General features: G+C 55.8%; 19 protein-coding genes and 2 tRNA genes. 3 read left to right on the top strand and 18 right to left on the bottom strand.

Going from position 1 to position 21,910, the window contains the following annotated elements; all coding sequences use genetic code 11:
- Positions 1-3 precede the first annotated feature (3 nt).
- Both AC1V0D_RS11835 and AC1V0D_RS11830 read left to right on the top strand, forming a co-directional pair.
- Positions 4-882: a U32 family peptidase gene (locus AC1V0D_RS11835; RefSeq protein WP_154928689.1), complete on the top strand. Its 879-nt coding sequence runs from the start codon at positions 4-6 to the stop codon at positions 880-882.
- A gap of 115 nt (positions 883-997) precedes the next feature.
- Positions 998-2,008: a luciferase-like monooxygenase gene (locus AC1V0D_RS11830; protein WP_482907453.1), complete on the top strand. Its 1,011-nt coding sequence runs from the start codon at positions 998-1,000 to the stop codon at positions 2,006-2,008.
- Here AC1V0D_RS11830 and AC1V0D_RS11825 read toward each other — a convergent pair whose 3' ends face one another.
- Positions 2,009-2,929, bottom strand: coding sequence for an AraC family transcriptional regulator (locus tag AC1V0D_RS11825; RefSeq protein ID WP_185155355.1), 921 nt, complete (start codon positions 2,927-2,929; stop codon positions 2,009-2,011).
- Between the two features lie 173 nt (positions 2,930-3,102).
- Here AC1V0D_RS11825 and AC1V0D_RS11820 point away from each other — a divergent pair, with 173 nt between their 5' ends.
- A complete protein-coding gene (locus tag AC1V0D_RS11820; protein ID WP_111207625.1) occupies positions 3,103-3,849 on the top strand; it encodes an SDR family NAD(P)-dependent oxidoreductase in 747 nt (248 codons plus the stop codon).
- A gap of 55 nt (positions 3,850-3,904) precedes the next feature.
- Here AC1V0D_RS11820 and AC1V0D_RS11815 read toward each other — a convergent pair whose 3' ends face one another.
- The 17 genes from AC1V0D_RS11815 to rlmE all read right to left on the bottom strand — a co-directional run bounded on the left by AC1V0D_RS11815 (position 3,905) and on the right by rlmE (position 21,876).
- Positions 3,905-5,797 (bottom strand): DEAD/DEAH family ATP-dependent RNA helicase, encoded by a 1,893-nt coding sequence (locus AC1V0D_RS11815; RefSeq protein WP_009092402.1) that lies wholly within the window; start codon positions 5,795-5,797, stop codon positions 3,905-3,907.
- Between the two features lie 16 nt (positions 5,798-5,813).
- Complete coding sequence (gene yrbN / locus AC1V0D_RS11810; protein ID WP_098053093.1) at positions 5,814-5,870, bottom strand: protein YrbN; 57 nt, start codon at positions 5,868-5,870, stop codon at positions 5,814-5,816.
- A 105-nt stretch (positions 5,871-5,975) separates the two neighbouring features.
- Positions 5,976-6,860 (bottom strand): lipoprotein NlpI, encoded by an 885-nt coding sequence (gene nlpI / locus AC1V0D_RS11805; RefSeq protein WP_009092404.1) that lies wholly within the window; start codon positions 6,858-6,860, stop codon positions 5,976-5,978.
- A 129-nt stretch (positions 6,861-6,989) separates the two neighbouring features.
- The gene (pnp, locus tag AC1V0D_RS11800; protein ID WP_058957631.1) at positions 6,990-9,125 is read right to left on the bottom strand and encodes a polyribonucleotide nucleotidyltransferase; all 2,136 of its coding nucleotides are present in this window, start codon (positions 9,123-9,125) and stop codon (positions 6,990-6,992) included.
- Between the two features lie 310 nt (positions 9,126-9,435).
- Positions 9,436-9,705, bottom strand: a complete 270-nt coding sequence (gene rpsO / locus AC1V0D_RS11795) for a 30S ribosomal protein S15 (RefSeq protein ID WP_003851063.1) — start codon at positions 9,703-9,705, stop codon at positions 9,436-9,438.
- 132 nt (positions 9,706-9,837) lie between these two features.
- Complete coding sequence (gene truB / locus AC1V0D_RS11790) at positions 9,838-10,782, bottom strand: tRNA pseudouridine(55) synthase TruB (RefSeq protein ID WP_167428883.1); 945 nt, start codon at positions 10,780-10,782, stop codon at positions 9,838-9,840.
- Positions 10,782-11,189, bottom strand: a complete 408-nt coding sequence (rbfA, locus tag AC1V0D_RS11785; protein ID WP_009092407.1) for a 30S ribosome-binding factor RbfA — start codon at positions 11,187-11,189, stop codon at positions 10,782-10,784. The genes truB and rbfA overlap by 1 nt, the downstream gene beginning before the upstream one ends.
- Before the next feature lie 65 nt (positions 11,190-11,254).
- Positions 11,255-13,948, bottom strand: coding sequence for a translation initiation factor IF-2 (infB, locus tag AC1V0D_RS11780; RefSeq protein WP_009092409.1), 2,694 nt, complete (start codon positions 13,946-13,948; stop codon positions 11,255-11,257).
- Between the two features lie 17 nt (positions 13,949-13,965).
- Positions 13,966-15,453: a transcription termination factor NusA gene (gene nusA / locus AC1V0D_RS11775; RefSeq protein ID WP_009092410.1), complete on the bottom strand. Its 1,488-nt coding sequence runs from the start codon at positions 15,451-15,453 to the stop codon at positions 13,966-13,968.
- A gap of 24 nt (positions 15,454-15,477) precedes the next feature.
- A complete protein-coding gene (gene rimP, locus AC1V0D_RS11770) occupies positions 15,478-15,930 on the bottom strand; it encodes a ribosome maturation factor RimP (protein WP_009092411.1) in 453 nt (150 codons plus the stop codon).
- 211 nt (positions 15,931-16,141) lie between these two features.
- Positions 16,142-16,218 (bottom strand) — tRNA-Met (locus tag AC1V0D_RS11765).
- Positions 16,219-16,277: 59 nt separating this feature from the next.
- Positions 16,278-16,364: transfer RNA gene (locus tag AC1V0D_RS11760), tRNA-Leu, on the bottom strand.
- Positions 16,365-16,401: 37 nt separating this feature from the next.
- On the bottom strand, positions 16,402-16,740 hold the full coding sequence (secG, locus tag AC1V0D_RS11755) for a preprotein translocase subunit SecG (RefSeq protein ID WP_337021530.1): 339 nt from the start codon (positions 16,738-16,740) through the stop codon (positions 16,402-16,404).
- Between the two features lie 217 nt (positions 16,741-16,957).
- Entirely contained in the window at positions 16,958-18,292 is a 1,335-nt protein-coding gene (gene glmM / locus AC1V0D_RS11750; RefSeq protein ID WP_009092414.1) for a phosphoglucosamine mutase, read from the bottom strand.
- A 2-nt stretch (positions 18,293-18,294) separates the two neighbouring features.
- Positions 18,295-19,128 carry a dihydropteroate synthase gene (folP, locus tag AC1V0D_RS11745; protein ID WP_009092417.1) on the bottom strand — a complete coding sequence of 278 codons (834 nt, stop codon included), beginning with the start codon at positions 19,126-19,128 and terminating at the stop codon, positions 18,295-18,297.
- A 79-nt stretch (positions 19,129-19,207) separates the two neighbouring features.
- The gene (ftsH, locus tag AC1V0D_RS11740; RefSeq protein WP_009092418.1) at positions 19,208-21,133 is read right to left on the bottom strand and encodes an ATP-dependent zinc metalloprotease FtsH; all 1,926 of its coding nucleotides are present in this window, start codon (positions 21,131-21,133) and stop codon (positions 19,208-19,210) included.
- Between the two features lie 113 nt (positions 21,134-21,246).
- Complete coding sequence (gene rlmE / locus AC1V0D_RS11735; protein ID WP_009092419.1) at positions 21,247-21,876, bottom strand: 23S rRNA (uridine(2552)-2'-O)-methyltransferase RlmE; 630 nt, start codon at positions 21,874-21,876, stop codon at positions 21,247-21,249.
- Between the last annotated feature and the right edge of the window lie 34 nt (positions 21,877-21,910).

Genomic DNA, 21,910 nt, shown 5'->3' with positions numbered 1-21,910 from the left:
ATGATGCAATATGCCGTCGGGCCGGTGCTCTGGTACTGGCCAACCCCCACGCTGGAGGAGTTTTACCAGCAGGCTGCCCGCAGTAGCGCGGAGATTATTTACCTCGGCGAAGCGGTGTGCAGTAAACGCCGCGCGACGCCTTATGGCCGCTGGATGGAGATGGCCCGTGACGTCGCGGCCAGCGGCAAACAGGTGGTGCTGAGCACCCTGGCGCTGCTGCAGTCCCCCTCTGAACTGAAAGAGCTGCAGCGTTATGTCGAAAACGGCGAGTTCCTGATTGAAGCGAATGATATCGGCACGGTTAACATGGCCGCTGAGCGCCACCTGCCCTTTGTGGCAGGCCCGACGCTGAACGTCTACAACGCTGACACCCTGCAACTGCTGGTCAGGGAGGGGATGACGCGCTGGTGTATGCCGGTCGAGATGTCACGCGACTGGCTGCTGCAGCTGCTGGAACAGTGCGAAACGCGCGGTATCCGGCAGCAGTTTGAGGTGGAGGTGATGGGCTACGGTCATCTGCCGCTGGCGCTCTCGGCGCGCTGCTTTACCGCCCGCTCGGAAAACCGCGCGAAGGATGATTGCGAAACCTGCTGCATCAACTATCCGACAGGCCGCCGCGTCAGCTCGCAGGAGGGGCAGCCGGTGTTCGTGCTCAACGGCATTCAGACCATGAGCGGCTACTGTTACAACCTGGGGAACGATCTGGCAGGGATGCGGGAGTGGGTCGACTGCGTCCGGCTCTCTCCGCAGGACACCACCACGCTGGCAGAGATAGATCGTTTCCGGGCCAATGAGAATGGTCAGGCTCCGTTAATGGTCGCGAAAGGCTGCGATTGCAATGGTTACTGGCGCAAACTGGCGGGTATGACGCTGGCATCCTGAGTAAAAGCACATACCGGCTATATTCCTGCTGAGGTTAGCAGTTTTAATATAAGGAATGATGCGTAATACTAAATGATGCAGACTTTAATGCCTGCGCCATACAACGGGAGTAGTCATGTCTGATAAAAAACCTCTTCGCCTGTCCGTGCTGGATCTCGCGCCGATCCCTCAGGGTGCGACCGCGCGGGATGCGTTCCACAATTCGCTGGCGCTGGCGCGCCAGGCTGAAAAACTGGGCTACCAACGCTACTGGCTGGCTGAACATCACAACATGACGGGGATTGCCAGTGCTGCGACGTCGGTGCTGATCGGCTATCTGGCGGCCAATACTGAGACGCTGCAGCTGGGATCGGGCGGCATCATGCTGCCTAACCATGCGCCGCTGGTGATTGCCGAGCAGTTTGGCACACTGGCTTCTCTCTATCCCGGCCGTATCAATCTCGGCCTGGGTCGTGCGCCCGGCTCTGACCAGCGTACGATGATGGCGCTGCGTCGTCATCAGGCCAGCATGCACGCCGACACCTTTCCTGAAGATGTGGCTGAACTGATTAACTGGTTTGATGCGGAAGCGGATGCACAGCCGCCGGTGCAACCGGTGCCGGGCCTCGGCCTGAAGATCCCGGTCTGGCTGCTCGGCTCCAGCCTCTACAGTGCACAACTGTCAGCCCGGATGGGTCTGCCGTTTGCCTTTGCCTCACATTTTGCGCCGGATCAGCTGTTCCAGGCGCTGCACGTCTACCGCGAAAACTTCCAGCCCTCGGCGCGACTCGACAAGCCGTATGCCATGGTCTGCATCAACGTGGTCGCCGCTGACAGCGAGCGTGAGGCACGCTTCCTGTTTACCTCGCAGCAGCAGCAGTTTATCAACCTGCGCCGCGGCAAACCGGGCCCGTTACCGGCGCCGGTTGAGAACATGGATAACCTCTGGTCACCGTCAGAGCAGTATGGGGTTCAGCAGGCGCTCAGCATGTCGCTGGTCGGCGATGGAGATAAGGTGCGTCACGGGCTGGCGTCACTGATGCGTGAAACTCAGGCGGATGAGATCATGGTCAACGGCCAGATTTTTGACTCCGCAGCGCGCCTGCGCTCCTTCGCCATTGCGATGGAAGCCGCCAAAAGCCTGTAGTCAGTTCTGCGGTGGGGGCGCAGTTTCCGCGCTCACCGCCAGCTGACGACTGTCCCTAGCCGGGGATTGCCCGTAAAGGCGGCGATACTCCCGGCTGAACTGTGACGCACTCTGATACCCTACCCGATAGCCTGCCGTCCCGGCATCCAGCTTTTCCACCATCATCAGCCGTCGCGCCTCATTCAGCCGCAGCTGTTTCTGATACTGCATCGGCGTCATTGCCGTGACCGCTTTGAAGTGATGATGCAGCGAAGAGATGCTCATGCCGACACTGCTGGCGAGCTGGTCAATCTTCAGCGGCTGATGAAAATTCTCCCGCAGCCAGCGGGCCGCCTGCGCCACCCGGTTACCCGGCCGCTCAGCCAGCGCCATATTCAGAATGCGCGATCCTTCCGGTCCGGTCAGCAGCCGATAGAAAATCTCCTGCTCGATCAGCGGGGCGAGCGCCGGGATATCCTCAGGATGGTCAAGCAGCCGCACCAGCCGCGTTACCGCCTCCACCAGCCACGGCGACATCTTATGCACGGTGATGCCGCGTTCGTTGCGGGCCGTGGCGGGTGACAGCGTCGGGGGAAACTGGTCGAGGTAGCGCATCAGCCGGGATTCATTGATGGCGATGCCAATCCCCAGGTTAGGTTTTTCCGGCGTGGCGACCGTGACGCAGGCGCGCACCGGCATATCCAGCGTCACCAGCAGCAGATCGCCCGGGCCATAATGCAGCACCTCATCACCGATGTGCAGCGCCTTGCTGCCCTGTGCGACCAGCGCGAAACTGGCCCATTGGGCAAAGTGCACGGGCTTCGTTGGTGCGGAGCTGCGACCAAAGAACAGGTAGTCAATGGCACTCGCGTGCCGTCCATCCTCCGGCGCATGCCGCGCAATCAACCGGGCCAGCGCCTGCCACGTATCATTCTCTGTCACCGGGTCATCTCCCTTCATCATCTCAGCCGATATTACCTGAGCCGGTGCGCCATGCCTGTGTCACAGCGACACTTTTGCAGGATCGGGCAAAAAGCTTGCAGGATTGCGCTACCCGGATGAGTCAGCGGCGCGCATAGTCTGTCAACGCAATCATTACGGCGGAGATCAGGATAATGAAGGCACTACAGAATAAAATCGCGCTGGTAACGGGAGCATCAAAAGGCATTGGTGCTGCTATCGCCATCGCCTTTGCGACGGCGGGCGCACGGGTAATCGTCAATTATCAACAGGACGAGGTGGGTGCGGCTGACGTGGTCAGCGACATTCTTGCCCTGGGCAGTGACGCGGTGGCGGTGCAGGCGGATATCTCTGTGCAGCAGGACGTGGAGCGGCTGTTTGCAACCACCGTCGCCTGTTTCGGCGCGCCAGATATTGTGGTGAATAACGCGGGCCGCTTTCATCACGGCGCTTTTGAGGCGCTGACCCAGGAGGAGATGCAGCAGCAGATCAACGTTAACCTGCTTGGCACGCTGCTAGTCTGTCAGCAGGCAATTCATCACTTTCCTGCCCACGGCGGTACCCTTATCAACCTCAGCGCCCTGAGCAGCCAGAACAGCACGCCGGGTTCCGTGCTCTGGGCGGCGACCAAGGGCGCGGTGGATACGCTGACACAGGGGCTGGCGCGCGAACTGGGTGCCAGAAACATTCGGGTTAACGCCCTGGCACCGGGAATGATTCTGACAGAGGGATTGCTGGCGGCGAAGAGGATGAGCCCGCAGCTTAAAGCGCAACTGCTGGCCGCCACGCCGCTGGGGCGTTTTGGTCTGCCGGAAGATGTGGCACAGGTGGCGCTGTTTCTGGCCTCGGAGGAGTCCGCCTGGGTCAGCGGCGAGCGCGTCATCATCAGCGGCGGAGCCTGATCGGCATAAAAAAAGGGAAGCCAGTGGCTTCCCTTTTTGTTACGACATGAAGTCGTTATGCGTCACGACGACGTGGTGCGGCTGCGCCATCTTCACGACGTGGACCACGGCCGCCTTCGCGGTTAAAGCTGCGACCGCCTTCACGACCACCGTCACGGCGCTCAGAAGAGAAGCGACGACCACCTTCACGGTTGCCAGCGCCTGGGCCATTGCGACGATCGCCACCGGCCGGACGACGGTCACCACGACCTTCGTTTGGCTGAGCATCACCCAGTAACTGCATATTCATCGGCTTGTTCAGAATACGTGTACGGGTGAAGTGCTGCAGCACGTCGCCTGGCATGCCTTTCGGCAGCTCGATAGTCGAGTGGTTACCGAACAGCTTGATGTTACCGATGTAACGGCTGCTGATGTCGCCTTCGTTAGCGATCGCGCCAACGATGTGACGAACTTCAACACCATCATCGCGACCCACTTCGATGCGGTAGAGCTGCATCTCGCCAACGTCACGACGTTCGCGACGTGGACGGTCGCCATCGCGGCTGTCACGTGGACCACGCGCTTCGCGGCTGTCACGACGGCCATCACGATCGTCACGATCGCGGTATTCACGACGTGGCGGACGTGGCGCTTCCGGTGGCAGAATCAGAGGACGTTCGCCCTGTGCCATCTTCAGCAGTGCCGCGGCCAGCGTTTCCAGATCCAGTTCGTCTTCTGGCTGCATTTTAGTCAGCAGAGCACGGTACTGATCCAGATCGCTGCTTTCCAGCTGTTGCTGAACTTTCGCGGCAAACTTCGCCAGACGACGCTGACCCAGCAGTTCTGCGTTAGGCAGTTCAACTTCCGGAATAGTCAGCTTCATTGTACGTTCGATGTTGCGCAGCAGACGACGCTCGCGGTTCTCAACGAACAGCAGCGCGCGGCCAGCACGACCGGCACGACCGGTACGGCCGATACGGTGAACGTAAGATTCTGCATCCATCGGGATGTCGTAGTTAACAACCAGGCTGATACGCTCAACGTCCAGGCCACGGGCCGCAACGTCAGTCGCAATCAGGATGTCGAGACGACCATCTTTCAGGCGCTCCAGCGTCTGCTCACGCAGTGCCTGATTCATGTCACCGTTCAGCGCGGCGCTGTTGTAGCCACTGCGCTCCAGCGCTTCTGCAACTTCCAGGGTCGCGTTTTTGGTACGTACGAAGATAATCGCCGCATCAAAATCTTCCGCTTCCAGGAAGCGAACCAGTGCGTCAGTTTTACGACCGTAAGCGGTCCAGTAGCTCTGGCTGATGTCAGGACGCGTGGTCAGGCTTGACTGAATACGCACTTCCTGTGGATCTTTCATGAAGCGTTTCGTGATGCGACGAATCGCTTCTGGCATGGTGGCAGAGAACAGAGCGGTCTGATGACCTTCCGGGATCTGCGCCATGATGGTTTCAACGTCTTCGATGAAGCCCATACGCAGCATTTCGTCCGCTTCGTCCAGCACCAGGCCGCGCAGGTTAGAAAGGTCTAACGTGCCGCGTTTCAGGTGATCCAGCAGACGGCCAGGCGTACCCACAACAACCTGTGGTCCCTGACGCAGTGCACGCAGCTGCACGTCATAACGCTGGCCGCCGTACAGGGCAACCACGTTCAGGCCACGCATGTGTTTAGAGAATTCGGTGACAGCTTCAGCAACCTGAACCGCCAGCTCGCGGGTCGGTGCCAGCACCAGGATCTGAGGTGCTTTTACAGAAGGGTCAATGTTGTTTAACAGCGGCAGAGAGAACGCCGCAGTTTTACCACTCCCGGTCTGCGCCATACCTAACACGTCACGGCCCGCCAGCAGGTGAGGAATACACTCAGCCTGGATTGGGGAAGGCTTTACGTAGCCCATGCCATTCAGTGATTCAAGGATGTCGGCGTTCAGGCCAAGGTCAGCAAAAGTGGTTTGAATATCAGTCATGTAGTACACGTGCCTCTTAGATTGCGGCGGCCAGTCTACATAACTCGTCGTGAAAACTTTCAGTCATTTTCATCAAAAAGTGTGAACCGGCTCAAATTAGAAGTTTTGACGAACAGAAAAGCCCTCATCCCTGAAGATGATGACTTTACAGGTGTTACGGGCAAATTTAGTTCGTCAGCTATTGCTGGTCAGATTCTGATAAATCGTCTTGTGCCTGGCCGAGTTGCGCCAGTTCCAACAATGCGTATCGGTGTTCAACAAAGTTATTGACGTTGTTGGCCACCGCCAGTTTGAACAACGCTTTCGCGTCGTCCTTCTCCCCCAGACTTAGGTAGTACTTACCTAAATAGAAGTTGGTTTCACTGAGATGTTCAGCGAGCGAGGTGTTATCCGTTGCGTCCGCCTTGAGACTTTCCATCAACGTTTTCTCGTTGATATCTCCAAGGTAGAACTCGACAATATTCCATCCCCATTGGTCTCTGACCGCTTTGTCATGACGCTGTTGAAGCGCGACTTTTGCCTTGTCGGCATCCATCTCACGTTCAGCCAGATAGAGCCACAGACTGCGGAAAGGATCGTTAGGATCGTCTTGATAAAACGCCAGCAGATCATCTTGCGCTAACTTGTATCGACCGCCGTAATAGAGGGCGATACCACGGTTTAAATGCGCATAGTTGTAAGTTGGATCAAGCTCAAGTACAGAATCGAACGCTTCATAGGCGGCATCAAAGTTGCCCGCCTGCGTTAAATATATGCCTAAGTAGTTAAACACTTCGGGCATATCTGGTCTTATAGACAGCGCTTGCGAAAAATCGTTCCGCGCTAATGCCCGCAGACCTAAACTATCATACAACACTCCGCGCTCATATAACAGCTGTGCGCGTTCATCATCGGTGAGAGCGCGACTGGCAAGTATTTGTTCCATGCGCGCCAGTATCACTTCCTGCTGCAGTGTGGGCTGTAACGGCACTGCAAGAACTTCGTTCTTACGCCAATTGGAGTTGCTGCATCCTGCCAGCGTTAAAGCTGTCGCAACAAAACACCAGCGCAGAAAAGGCTTCATTTCCCACTCCCGAATACAAACATTGGGATAACCATCCTGTCATCCGCCTGCTGTGCACAAGGATTCCCGCCCTCGCGATGACACAAACGCCCCTCTCTGCCAGGCAAAGAGGGGCAAATCAGCAACGACTTATTCAGCGGCAGGTGTGGTCACCGCTGCAGCTTCTTCAGCCTGCGGCTTAGATTCTGTCGCTTCTTTGATGCTCAGACGTACGCGGCCCTGGCGATCAACTTCCATCACCTTCACCGGCACTTCCTGACCCATCTGCAGATAGTCAGTCACTTTCTCAACGCGCTTATCGGCGATTTGCGAAATGTGAACCAGACCTTCTTTACCACCGCCGATGGCGACGAAGGCACCAAAGTCAACGATACGGGTCACTTTACCACTGTAAATGCGGCCCACTTCGATCTCTGCGGTAATCTCTTCGATACGACGGATCGCTTCTTTCGCTTTCAGACCATCGGTCGCAGCGATTTTCACGGTGCCGTCATCTTCGATTTCGATCGTTGTGCCGGTCTCTTCGGTCAGTGCACGGATCACTGAGCCGCCTTTACCAATCACATCTTTGATCTTGTCAGAGCTGATCTTGATGGTGTAAATGCGCGGTGCGAATTCAGAAATCTCAGTACGTGGCGTGCTGATAGCCTGTTCCATAACGCCCAGGATGTGCAGACGCGCACCCTTAGCCTGGTTCAGCGCTTCCTGCATGATTTCACGCGTGATGCCTTCGATTTTGATGTCCATCTGCAGCGCGGTGATACCTTCACGGCTACCGGCTACTTTGAAGTCCATGTCGCCCAGGTGATCTTCGTCGCCCAGGATGTCAGACAGAACAACAAACTTCTCATCTTCTTTCACCAGACCCATTGCAATACCTGCAACAGCGGCTTTGATTGGCACACCCGCATCCATCAGCGCCAGTGAGGCACCGCAGACAGAGGCCATTGAAGAGGAGCCGTTAGATTCGGTGATTTCAGACACCACACGCACGGTGTAAGGGAAATCTTCCGCTTTCGGCATAACTGCTAACACACCGCGTTTCGCCAGACGACCGTGACCAATTTCACGACGCTTCGGCGAACCGACCATGCCGGTTTCACCGACAGAGTACGGAGGGAAGTTGTAGTGGAACAGGAAGCTGTCAGTGCGCTCGCCCATCAGCTCATCCAGGTTCTGCGCATCGCGGGTGGTACCCAGCGTTGCTGTTACCAGCGCCTGCGTCTCACCACGGGTGAACAGGGATGAACCGTGAGTACGTGGCAGCACGCCAGTACGCACGTCCAGACCACGGATCATATCCTTTTCGCGGCCATCGATACGCGGCTCGCCGTTCAGGATACGGGTACGAACAACGTTCTTTTCAAGGCTATGGACGATGTCGCTGATTTCAGCGCTATCCAGCGTCTCATCTTCAGCCAGCAGCGCAGCAATGGTTTCGTCTTTGATGACGCCAACCTGCGTGTAACGCTCCTGCTTGTCGGTGATGCGGTAAGCATCGCTGATGCGCGCTTCTGCCAGTGCAGCAACGCGTGAAATCAGTGGGGTGTTGGCGGCTTCTGGCTGCCAGTCCCAGCGTGGTTTGCCCGCTTCAGCAACCAGCGCGTTGATGTTTTCAATAACCACCTGCTGCTGATCGTGGCCAAAGACCACGGCGCCCAGCATCTGCTCTTCTGACAGGATCTCAGCTTCAGATTCCACCATCAGAACGGCATTCTGCGTACCGGCAACCACCAGGTCCAGACGAGACTGTTTCAGCTCATCCGCTGTCGGGTTCAGAACGTATTGATCGTTGATGTAACCAACACGCGCAGAACCGATTGGGCCATTGAACGGCAGACCCGAGAGTGACAGCGCGGCAGAAGCACCGATCATCGCAACGATATCAGGATGAACCTGTGGGTTTACAGAAACCACTGTCGCAATGACCTGAACTTCGTTAACGAAACCTTCCGGGAACAGCGGACGAATCGGGCGGTCAATCAGACGCGCAATCAGCGTTTCGCCTTCGCTTGGGCGGCCTTCACGACGGAAGAAGCTGCCTGGGATACGACCAGCAGCGTAGGTACGCTCCTGATAGTTCACGGTCAGTGGGAAGAAGTCCTGACCGGGTTTGGTTTTTTTCTGGCCGACGACAGTGACGAACACCGCGGTATCGTCCATGCTCACCATAACAGCAGCAGTCGCCTGGCGCGCCATCATGCCGGTTTCCAGCGTGACGGTATGTTGACCATATTGGAATTTGCGTACGATCGGATTCAGCAAAATCAAAGTCCTTAACTTCGGGGCAAGGCTATCTGTAGCCCGCCATTGATTACCAATCTCCAGCTGCATCCTCGCGACTAATGACAACCCTCGACCGCCCCTGCGGTAAAGCCTCTCATTAGCCGCGCGAAATTCTGCAAACTAAAGATCACACTAAGCAACAATACATCAGTTTGGCCCGGATTGCTGCCGATTGCTCAAAAAAAGGGGCCATAAAGGCCCCCTTTTCATGAAACTCGCACAAATCTGATCGTCTGCTGCACGCCGCGTTAATCGCTGCATGACGCCCTGACGACCCGATTTTTCAGACTTAGCGACGCAGACCGAGGCTTTCGATCAGGCTGCTGTAGCGCGCAACGTCTTTACGCTTCAGGTAGTCCAGCAGCTTACGACGCTGAGATACCATGCGCAGCAGACCGCGACGGCTGTGGTGGTCTTTTTTGTGCTCAGAGAAGTGACCCTGCAGATGGGTGATCTGCGCGGTCAGCAGGGCAACCTGAACTTCAGTTGAACCGCTGTCGTTAGCACCACGGCCATATTTAGCAACGATCTCTGCTTTAGCTTCTACGCTTAGAGACATAATAAACTCCGGTATAAAATGAATGTATGGGTGCCGATCTCTAATTCAGCATCCCGCTTTTAAAGCCGCGCTATTCTACTCTGCGCCCGATAGCAACGCAAATGCCCCATCAGCGAAAAGTGAAGGCACGACTTAATCCTGATACTCCACGACTAAGCGACGGGGTGCCAGACGGCCATCGTCGGCAATTTCAGCCATCCCGATGAACTTACGCGCCTCACCTTCGGACACCCTGACCAGCCCCTGCGCGGGCGCCTGACTGGCCTGAACCGGCTGACCCTGGCGGAAAAACGCAGCCACGGCAGGCGGGATGTTTACTTCCGGGAAATCGGACGCAGGACTGTCCATTGGCAACAGTAGCGGATCGAGCTGCGTTTCCAGAGGAAGGCCGGCTTCTGTCGCTTCCGCCAGCAGGGTGTTGAGCTGTTCCAGCGTCACCATCCTTTCATACGGATAACGGGCAACCTGAACGCGACGCAGCATGATGACATGCGCTCCGCATCCCAGCTTCTCACCGAGATCGTCGATGATGCTGCGGATATAGGTGCCTTTCGAGCAGTGAATTTCCAGCTCCAGCTCGTTATCCTGCCAGCGAATAAACTGCAGTTCGTAGACCGTGATTGGACGCGGTTCACGCGCAATCTCAATGCCCTGACGCGCATATTCATACAGGGGACGTCCCTGATGCTTCAGCGCCGAAAACATTGAAGGCACCTGCAGGGTCTCACCGCGGAAGCTCTCCAGCGCGCTGTCGAGGTCGGCCTGACTGAAGGTGACCGGACGTGTCTGAACGAGGTTGCCATCGGCATCTGACGTGTCGGTCCGCTCACCCAGCCGCGCAATCACGCGGTAGCGCTTGTCGGAATCCAGCAGATACTGTGAAAACTTGGTCGCTTCACCCAGGCAGATCGGCAGCATGCCGGTTGCCAGCGGGTCAAGCGCGCCGGTATGGCCTGCGCGGTTAGCGTTAAAGATACGCTTCACCTTCTGCAGGACATCGTTCGACGAGACGCCTTGCGGCTTATCCAGCAGCAACACGCCATGGACGTCGCGGCCGCGACGACGCGGACGACTCATTACGCCTCCTCGTCATCGCCGGTGGCGTCAGAGCCACGGCGCTCGGCATCGTTTTTCACGACGCTTGTGACGAGATTGGACATGCGCATCCCTTCAACCAGGGAGTTGTCGTAGAAGAACGTCAGCTCCGGCACGATACGCAGACGCATCGCTTTACCCAGCAGAATGCGGATGTAGCCTGACGCTTCTTTCAGCGCTTTCAGACCCTGTTTTACCGCGTCCTCATCCTGGTCATTCAGGAAAGTGACGAACACTTTTGCGTAGGCGAGATCGCGTGACACTTCAACGCCTGATACGGTGACCATCATGCCCAGACGCGGATCTTTGATCTCACGCTGCAGGATCATCGCAATCTCTTTTTGCAGCTCTTGTGATACGCGCTGCGGGCGACCAAATTCTTTCGCCATCATTATTTCTCCCAAATAATTCGGGAGGCCAGAGGCCTCCCAAATTGCAACACATCAGCAGTCGATTACTCGATGGTGCGTTTAATTTCGATGATTTCAAACACTTCGATCATATCGCCAACGCGAACGTCGTTGTAGTTCTTCACGCCGATACCGCACTCCATGCCGTTACGCACTTCGTTGACGTCATCTTTAAAGCGACGCAGGGATTCCAGCTCGCCTTCGTAAATCACCACGTTATCACGCAGGACACGGATTGGGTTGTGACGCTTGATGTTACCTTCCGTCACCATACAACCGGCAATCGCGCCAAACTTCGGTGATTTGAACACGTCGCGGACCGCAGCCAGACCGATGATCTGCTGTTTGTACTCTGGAGCCAGCATGCCGCTCATCGCCGCTTTTACTTCGTCAATCAGGTTATAGATGACGGAGTAGTAGCGCAGATCCAGGCTTTCTGCGTCAATGACGCGACGCGCAGAGGCATCGGCACGCACGTTGAAGCCCAGGATGATGGCGTTAGAAGCAGCCGCCAGGGTCGCATCGGTCTCGGTGATCCCGCCCACGCCTGAACCAACAATCTTCACCTTCACTTCGTCGGTAGAGAGTTTCTGCAGGGAGTCGGAGATCGCTTCCACAGAACCCTGAACGTCCGCTTTCAGTACGATGTTCAGTTCAGACACTTCGCCTTCGGTCATGTTGGCAAACATGTTCTCAAGCTTAGATTTCTGCTGGCGAGCCAGTTTAACTTCGCGGAATTTGCCCTGACGATAGAGCGCCACTTCACGTGCTTTCTTCTCGTCACGTACCACGGTCGCTTCATCACCCGCAGCCGGCACGCCGGAGAGGCCCAGAATCTCAACCGGGATAGACGGACCCGCTTCCATGACTTCACGACCCAGTTCATCGCGCATTGCACGAACACGGCCATATTCGAAGCCACACAGGACGATGTCGCCTTTGTTCAGCGTACCTTCACGAACCAGCACGGTTGCAACCGGACCACGACCTTTGTCGAGGAACGATTCGATAACCACGCCGCTCGCCATACCGGCACGGATAGCCGTCAGCTCCAGGACTTCCGCCTGCAGCAGGATAGCGTTAAGCAGGTCATCAATGCCGGTACCCGCTTTCGCAGAGACATTAACGAACATGTTTTCGCCGCCCCACTCTTCCGGAATAATTCCGTACTGGGTCAGTTCGTTTTTAACGCGATCCGGATCCGCTTCTGGCTTATCGCACTTGTTCACCGCAACCACAACCGGCACTTTGGCCGCTTTGGCATGCTGAATAGCTTCGATGGTCTGAGGCATCACGCCATCGTCTGCGGCAACGACCAGGATAACGATATCGGTCGCCTGCGCACCACGTGCACGCATCGCGGTAAACGCGGCGTGGCCCGGGGTGTCCAGGAAGGTGATCATACCGTTGTCGGTTTCAACGTGGTAAGCACCGATGTGCTGAGTAATGCCGCCCGCTTCGCCAGAGGCGATTTTGGTCGAGCGGATATAGTCCAGCAGTGAGGTTTTACCGTGGTCAACGTGACCCATGATGGTAACTACCGGCGCGCGAGCTTCCTGCGCGGCATCGGTGTCACGATCGTCCATTACCGCCTCTTCCAGCTCGTTTTCACGACGCAGGGTCACTTTGTGGCCCATCTCTTCTGCGACGAGCTGTGCGGTTTCCTGGTCGATGACCTGGTTAATGGTCGCCATCGCGCCCATCTTCATCATCGCTTTAATGACCAGAGAACCTTTCACCGCCATTTTGTTCGCCAGTTCGGCTACGGTGATGGTTTCGCCAATCACAACATCGCGGTTCACGGCCTGAGCGGGTTTGTTGAAACCCTGCTGCAGTGCGCTTGGTTTACGATGTTTGCCACCTTTACCGCCGCGAACCTGTGCACGCGCTTCTTCGCGGTCAGTTTTCGCTTCGGAATGTTTGTTGCCTTTTTTCGCCGGACGCGTTGCTTTCGCCGTGGTACGCGCACGCGCACGGCCAGCTTCTACCTGACGGTCGTTTTCATCTTCCGCCTGACGGGCATGGGTTGAAGTGGTGACGTGATAGTCGCCTTTATCCTCTTCTTCCGGCTTTTCCCACTCGGCTGATTTCTCTTCAGCCAGACGGCGGGCTTCTTCGGCTACGAGGCGGGCCGCCTCTTCGAGCTTACGGCGAGCTTCTTCTTCCGCTTTACGCTTCAGTTCAGCTGCTTCAGCTTCGCGACGGGCTTTGTCAGACTGCGCAGCCCTGGTCACTTCGTCGGTAGGTTGATTTGTCACTTTGTCATTTTCCGCTGCTGCACGTTTGGCCTTCTCAGCGGCTTCGCGCCTGGCTTTATCTTCGGCTTCACGTTGCGCTTTCTGTTCAGCTTCGCGACGGGCTTTCTCTTCAGCCTCGCGTTGCGCCTGCTCTTCCGCTTCACGCTGCGCCTCGGCTTCAGCTTCTGCCTGAGCTTGCTCAGCCTCTGCATCACCCTTCACATAGGTACGCTTTTTGCGGACTTCAATTTGCACCGATTTACTTTTACCCCCGGTGCCTGGAATATTCAAGGTGCTGCGCGTTTTACGCTGCAGCGTCAGCTTAGCTGAACCGACCTGACCGTGTTCACGGTTCAGATGAGATAGTAAGGTTTCTTTCTCTTGCTGGGTCACGGCGTCATTTTCAGACTTAGGGATCCCCGCATCAGCAAATTGCTGTACCAGGCGATCGACCGGAGTCTGAATTTCTGCGGCCAGCGATTTTACGGTTACATCTGTCATGCTGTTCCTTCCTGTTATTACGCGTCATCGCCGAACCAGCAGATATTACGTGCGGCCATAATCAGCGCGCCGGCTTGTTCATCAGACAGGCCTTCAATATCCGTCAGATCGTCAACACCTTGCTCAGCGAGATCTTCCAGCGTGCAAACGCCTTTCGACGCCAGGCGGAACGCCAGCGCACGATCGAGACCTTCAAGGTTCAGCAGGTCCTCAGCAGGATCCTGATTACCAAGGCTCTCTTCTTTCGCCAGTGCCAGGGTGGTTAACGCATTTTTTGCTCGTTCACGCAGGGCTTCAATGGTCTCTTCGTCGAGGCCGTCGACTTCCAGCAGCTCGTTGATAGGCACATAGGCCAGCTCTTCCAGCGAGGAGAAGCCCTCTTCCACCAGTACGGTGGCGAACTCTTCGTCGATGTCGAGATGTTTCGTGAACATATCGATCGCTGCATGTGCTTCAGCCTGATGCTTAGCCTGCAGATCATCGACGGTCATCACGTTCAGCTCCCAGCCACTCAGCTGTGATGCCAGACGCACGTTTTGGCCGTTACGGCCGATCGCCTGAGCCAGATTGCCAGCTTCGACGGCGATATCCATGGTGTGGTTATCTTCATCAACCACGATTGACGCCACATCGGCCGGGGCCATGGCGTTGATAACAAACTGCGCCGGGTTATCGTCCCAGAGCACGATATCGATACGCTCGCCGCCCAGTTCGCTGGAAACAGCCTGAACACGCGCGCCGCGCATGCCCACACAGGCACCCACCGGATCGATACGTTTGTCGTTGGTTTTGACTGCAATTTTCGCACGCGAACCCGGATCGCGGGCAGCGGCTTTAATTTCAATCAGTTCTTCGCCAATTTCTGGCACCTCAATGCGGAACAGTTCGATCAGCATTTCCGGTTTGGAACGCGTTACGAACAGCTGCGCGCCACGCGCTTCCGGGCGAACGGAGTAGAGCACGCCACGGATACGGTCGCCTGGACGGAAGTTTTCACGCGGCAGCATGTCTTCGCGCAGAATGACCGCTTCAGCATTGTTACCTAAGTCGAGGGAGATGTTGTCGCGGTTAACTTTCTTCACCACGCCCGTGATAATTTCGCCTTCCTGCTCACGGAACTGATCAACCACCATTGCGCGCTCAGCTTCGCGCACTTTCTGCACGATAACCTGCTTAGCGGTCTGGGTGGTGATACGGTCAAAGGTGACCGATTCAATCTGATCTTCGACATAATCGCCCAGATTGAATGCTTCATCTTCGAAGCGGGCCGCATCCAGCGTGATCTCGCGCGTCGGCTGAGTCACCTCTTCTACGATTTCCCAGCGGCGGAAAGTATCGAAGTCGCCACTACGGCGATCAATGCTGACGCGTACCTCAATTTCCTGCTCGTACTTTTTCTTGGTCGCAGTCGCCAGCGCGCTCTCCAGCGCTTCGAAGATTTTCTCACGCGGCAGGGCTTTTTCGTTAGAAACGGCTTCTACAACAGCTAAGATCTCTTTGTTCATCCTGGTTAGCCTCAATCCGGACTTTTAAAAGTGGGGGACCAGGTTCGCTTTCTGAATATTACTCAGCGCGAACACTACATCGTTACCCTCAACATGCACCGTGATCATCTCGCCATCAACTGACTTGATGATTCCCTGCCATTTACGGCGGTTCTGAACGGCCATACGCAGCACCAGAGTCACTTCCTCACCCATAAAGCGGGTGTAGTGTTCTGCGGTAAACAGAGGACGATCGAGTCCCGGTGAAGAGACTTCAAGGTTGTAAGGAACGGTAATGGGATCTTCTACATCCATTACGGCGCTTACCTGGTGGCTGACATCGGCGCAATCATCGACATTGATGCCATCTTCACTATCAATATAGATGCGCAGAATAGATGTGCGACTACGAACGAATTCAATGCCAACCAGTTCGTAACCCAGCGCTTCTACCGGAGCCGATACCAACTCTGTCAATTTTTGCTCTAATGTGGACAAGCCCACCCCCAAGACATAAAAAAAGGGCCTATAGCCCAGTATTACGATTCGCTAATAACAAAAAACCCCGAATATTCGGGGCTTTTAGTCACTGGACCCTGTCTGCCGCAATGCGGCCCGGACTCCATCCAAAGAATTTTCTTTCAAAAATCAGCCGTGAATGCGTCCGTCGATGCACACAGTATATTTGAAAAATAACTCAAAGGGAAAGTGGTTGCGGGGGCCGGATTTGAACCGACGACCTTCGGGTTATGAGCCCGACGAGCTACCAGGCTGCTCCACCCCGCGTCCGAAAACGTGGCGAATATTACGCCAGACCTGCATAAAATGCAAGTGATACTACGATTTGGTACCGAGGACGGGACTTGAACCCGTAAGCCCAATCGGGCACTACCACCTCAAGGTAGCGTGTCTACCAATTCCACCACCACGGCACTACACTGACCACAACGATGCGTTGTGTTGACGACCTTACTTAGGAATATCGCTGCCCGGTGTAACCGGTTGAGCTGGCTTTTCAGTCTGTTGAGAAGACTGCGCCGGCGCAGAAAGATTTTCCCACTCGCTTCCTTTCGAGGCTTTATTGCTGTTCAGATTACCCAGAATCAGGCTGATGATGAAGAACAGAGCCGCTAAGATGCCAGTTGTGCGCGTCAGGAAGTTACCTGAACCCGAAGAACCAAACACCGTACCGGATGCGCCTGCACCGAATGAGGCTCCCATATCAGCGCCTTTGCCTTGCTGCAGCATGATCATACCTACGAGGGCGATCGCTACAATAAGGAAAACAACTAAAAGAGCTTCGTACATATTCAACCTGTTCCTTGCACGATAATCGTACAGTTAAAGCTTCAGCCAGTATTGATGGGGAGTCTCGTCATCACCCATCAGAAGCGGGTGTGAATACTAACCAAAGGCGCATAGCTCTGCAAGTGCAATTTTCACCACCTAAACTGATTGCAGAAAAAAGCGCCATCCCGGTGATTTTACAGGCAGTTCCGCCTGCTGCGAACTGCCTGCAGGCGTTTTAAACCGCCTTGACCTGGTCGGCGATCAGATTAGCCAGCTCTGTTACCTTCGCCTCATCCTCGCCCTCAACCATCACCCGAATCAACGGCTCAGTGCCTGACTTACGCAGTAACACGCGTCCGCGCCCCGCCAGGGCTTTTTCCGCCTCTGCCGTTGCGGCTTTGACCGCCTCGCTTTGCAGCGGATCGTGCTCACCGGCAAAGCGGACGTTAACCAGCACCTGTGGCAGCATCTTCATGCCGCTGCAGAGGTCGTGCAGGCTCATGTGGTTACGCACCATCGCAGTAAGTACTTGCAAACTTGCAACGATACCGTCGCCGGTGGTGGTTTTATCCAGCAGGATAACGTGACCGGAGTTCTCCGCGCCGAGACGCCAGCCCTTCTCCTGCATCTTCTCCAGCACATAGCGGTCGCCCACTTTGGCGCGGGTAAACGGGATGCCGAGCTGCTTCAGCGCCAGCTCCAGGCCCATATTACTCATCAGGGTGCCTACCACGCCACCGCGCAACTGACCCTGACGCAGGGCTTCACGCGCGATGATATAGAGGATCTGGTCACCGTCGACTTTGTCACCCAGATGGTCAATCATCATGATGCGATCGCCGTCGCCATCATAGGCCAGGCCGATATCCGCCTTCTCGGCCAGAACACGCTGCTGCAGCAGTTTGAGATCGGTCGCCCCACACTCTTTGTTGATGTTCATGCCATCCGGCTGAACACCGATGGCAATCACGGTCGCCCCCAGCTCACGCAGCACGTTCGGCGCGATGTGGTAGGTGGCTCCGTTGGCACAGTCGACCACAATTTTCAGGCCATTCAGGTTGAGTTCGCTGGGGAAAGTGCCCTTACAGAATTCGATGTAACGTCCCGCGGCATCGACGATGCGGCTGGCACGGCCTAACTGCGCAGACTCCACGCAGGTAATCGGCTTCTCCATCTCCAGCTCAATCGCTTCCTCGACATCATCCGGCAGCTTTGTCCCTTCGGAAGAGAAGAACTTAATGCCGTTGTCATCAAACGGGTTGTGCGAGGCAGAGATTACAATGCCCGCCTCAGCGCGGAAGGTGCGGGTCAGGTAGGCAATGGCCGGGGTCGGCATTGGGCCGGTAAAGGCCGCCGTCAGGCCCGCCGCGGCGAGCCCCGCTTCCAGCGCTGACTCCAGCATGTAGCCTGAGATACGCGTATCTTTTCCGATGATGATCTTCTTTGAACCGTGGCGCGCCAGCACTTTCCCGGCGGCCCAGCCCAGCTTCAGGACGAAATCGGGGGTAATAGGGGCTTCACCGACTTTGCCGCGAATGCCATCTGTACCGAAATATTTGCGATTACTCATGTTTATCCTTTTGCTCTTCGGGTCGCTTCGACCACGCGCATTGCTTCAGCCGTCTCTTTCACATCATGCACGCGAATAATCTGCGCGCCCTGCATGGCTGCAATCACCGCGCAACTCAGGCTGCCGGTTAAACGCTGTGACGGGCCGACATTTAACAGCTGGCCAATCATTGATTTACGGGACATTCCCACCAGCAGCGGCAGGCCGAAGTGGTGAAAATCGCCCAGATGGGCCAGCAGTTCATAATTGTGGCTGAGATTCTTACCGAAACCGAAGCCCGGGTCGAGTATCAGCCGTTCTTTTTTGATACCCGCCGCTTCACAGCGCGCAATCTGCTGAGCGAAGTAAGTGTCCACTTCGCTTAAAATATTGTCGTAAGCGGGAGCCTGCTGCATGGTGCGGGGTTCGCCCTGCATATGCATCAGACAGACGGGCAGATCGGTCGCCGCAGCCGCCTCCAGCGCGCCGGGTTCAGAGAGCGAACGCACGTCATTGATGATGTGAGCACCCACTCGCGCGGCTTCGCGGATAACCTCTGCTTTAGAGGTGTCCACGGAAATCCAGACTTCGAACCGCTGGGCAATGGCATCAATGACGGGAATGACACGCTCCAGCTCCTCTTCCACACTCACCTCATCCGCGCCCGGACGGGTGGATTCCCCGCCGACATCAATGATGGTGGCTCCTGCGTTGACCATCTCATTGGTATGGGTCAGTGCATCGACCAGCGCGTTATGTTTACCCCCGTCAGAAAAAGAGTCCGGCGTGACATTCAGAATGCCCATCACATGAGGAAAAGATAAATCGAGATGGGAATCACGGGCGAACAACTTCATGGCGGAAACTCCTTACGGGTCACTATCCGGATGTAAAAAACCCCGGACCAGCCGGGGTTTTGTCTGACGAGATAACGTCTTATTTATTGTACTGCTCTGACATGGTGTTGCCTGGGTTTGGCGTACGCGGTTCATCGACCGGACGCGGCGCCTTCGGCGTACCGTTGCTGTCTGAGTTGCTGCCGGGATCTTCCCAGCCCGCTGGCGGACGCACTTCGCGGCGCGCCATCAGGTCATCGATCTGCGGTGCGTCGATGGTTTCATACTTCATCAGCGCGTCTTTCATTGCGTGAAGGATGTCCATGTTCTCACCCAGGATGCGACGGGCACGCTGGTAGTTGCTGTCGATCAGGTGCTTCACTTCCTGGTCGATGATACGGGCCGTTTCATCAGACATGTGTTTCGCTTTGGCAACAGAACGGCCAAGGAACACTTCACCCTCTTCTTCTGCATAGAGCAGCGGACCCAGTTTGTCCGAGAAGCCCCACTGCGTGACCATGTTGCGTGCCAGGTTGGTCGCGACTTTAATGTCGTTCGACGCACCGGTAGAAACATGTTCTGCGCCGTAGATGATCTCTTCTGCCAGACGACCGCCGTAAAGGGTCGAGATCTGGCTTTCCAGTTTCTGACGGCTGGCGCTGATCGCGTCGCCTTCAGGCAGGAAGAAGGTCACACCCAGCGCACGGCCACGTGGGATAATCGTCACTTTGTGCACCGGATCGTGCTCTGGTACCAGGCGACCGATGATCGCGTGGCCCGCTTCGTGATACGCCGTCGACTCTTTCTGCGATTCGGTCATGACCATAGAGCGACGTTCCGCACCCATCATGATCTTGTCTTTGGCTTTTTCGAACTCAACCATCGACACCACACGCTTGTTGGAACGGGCTGCAAACAGTGCGGCTTCGTTGACCAGGTTAGCAAGGTCAGCACCGGAGAAGCCAGGCGTACCACGTGCAATGATGGCGGCATCGATGTCGGTTGCCAGCGGCACACGACGCATATGCACTTTCAGAATCTGCTCACGACCACGGACATCAGGCAGACCCACCACAACCTGGCGGTCAAAACGACCTGGACGCAGCAGCGCCGGGTCCAGTACGTCAGGACGGTTCGTCGCGGCGATAACGATAATACCTTCGTTACCTTCGAAACCATCCATCTCCACCAGCATCTGGTTCAGCGTCTGTTCACGTTCATCATGACCCCCGCCTAAACCGGCACCACGCTGACGACCGACGGCGTCGATCTCATCGATAAAGATGATGCAGGGCGCGGCTTTCTTGGCCTGTTCGAACATGTCGCGCACACGGGATGCACCGACACCGACAAACATTTCCACAAAGTCAGAACCGGAGATAGTAAAGAATGGCACCTTCGCTTCACCGGCAATCGCTTTTGCCAGCAGGGTTTTACCGGTTCCCGGTGGCCCCACCATCAGCACACCTTTAGGAATTTTACCGCCCAGCTTCTGGAAACGGCTCGGCTCACGCAGGTACTCAACCAGCTCACCCACTTCTTCTTTCGCTTCGTCACAACCGGCTACGTCAGCAAAAGTGGTTTTAATCTGGTCTTCCGTCAGCATGCGGGCTTTGCTTTTGCCGAAGGACATCGCGCCCTTACCGCCGCCGCCCTGCATCTGACGCATAAAGAAGATCCACACACCGATCAGCAGCAGCATCGGGAACCACGAAATGAAGATGGAAGCCAGCAGGCTCGGCTCTTCCGGCGGTTCGCCAACCACTTTGACGTTTTTGGTCAAGAGGTTATCGAGCAACTTAGGATCGTTGACAGGAATGTAGGTGGTGTATTTATTGCTGTCTTTTTTAATAACGTTAATTTCACGCCCGTTAATACGTGCCTCGCGGACCTGATCCTGGTTCACTTCCGACAGGAAGGTTGAATAATCAACCCGACGGCCATTCGACTCGCTGGGCCCAAAGCTCTGGAATACTGACATCAGCACGACCGCGATGACTAACCAGAGAATCAGGTTTTTCGCCATGTCACTCAAGGGATTAACCTCATATTACAACGGTGTTAACAGATAGCGTAGGGTACTATAGATCCTGCATACATGGAATCGCAGCTCAGCTGCGGACAACTCCAGCAATTTGGTTATAGTTTGCGCCCAGTCGCCACAATGTACACTTCACGTGAACGTGACCGTGAAGCGTCCGGCTTACGAATTTTCACTTTCGTAAACAGGGAGCGAATTTCCCGCAGGTATTCATCGAAGCCATCTCCCTGAAACACTTTCACTACAAAACTTCCGCCGGGTGCCAGGATATCCCGACACATCTCCAGCGCCAGCTCGACCAAATACATCGACCGGGGAATATCTACGGCAGGTGTACCACTCATATTCGGCGCCATATCGGACATGACAACCTGAACTTTCTCTTCGCCAACGCGCTCAAGCAGCGCATTGATCACCGATTCTTCACGAAAATCGCCCTGAAGGAAATCGACACCGACTATCGGATCCATTGGCAGGATATCACAGGCAATGATGCGCCCTTTGTTCCCGATTTGCTGTACAACATACTGCGACCAGCCACCGGGTGCAGCACCCAGATCTACCACGGTCATACCGGGTTTGAAAAGCTTGTCACCCTGTTGTATTTCATCAAGTTTAAACCAGGCACGCGAACGCAACCCTTTTTTCTGCGCCTGAAGTACATATTTATCGCTAAAGTGTTCCTGAAGCCAGCGGCTCGAGCTGGCCGAACGCTTTTTACCCGTCATAATATTTCCAGTTAAATCGTCATCGTAGCGATAA

The sequence above is a fragment of the Pantoea sp. PA1 genome, assembly GCF_056856975.1.
Note: the sequence above shows the minus strand (reverse complement) of the source record. Positions and strands in the feature narration are given on the sequence as shown.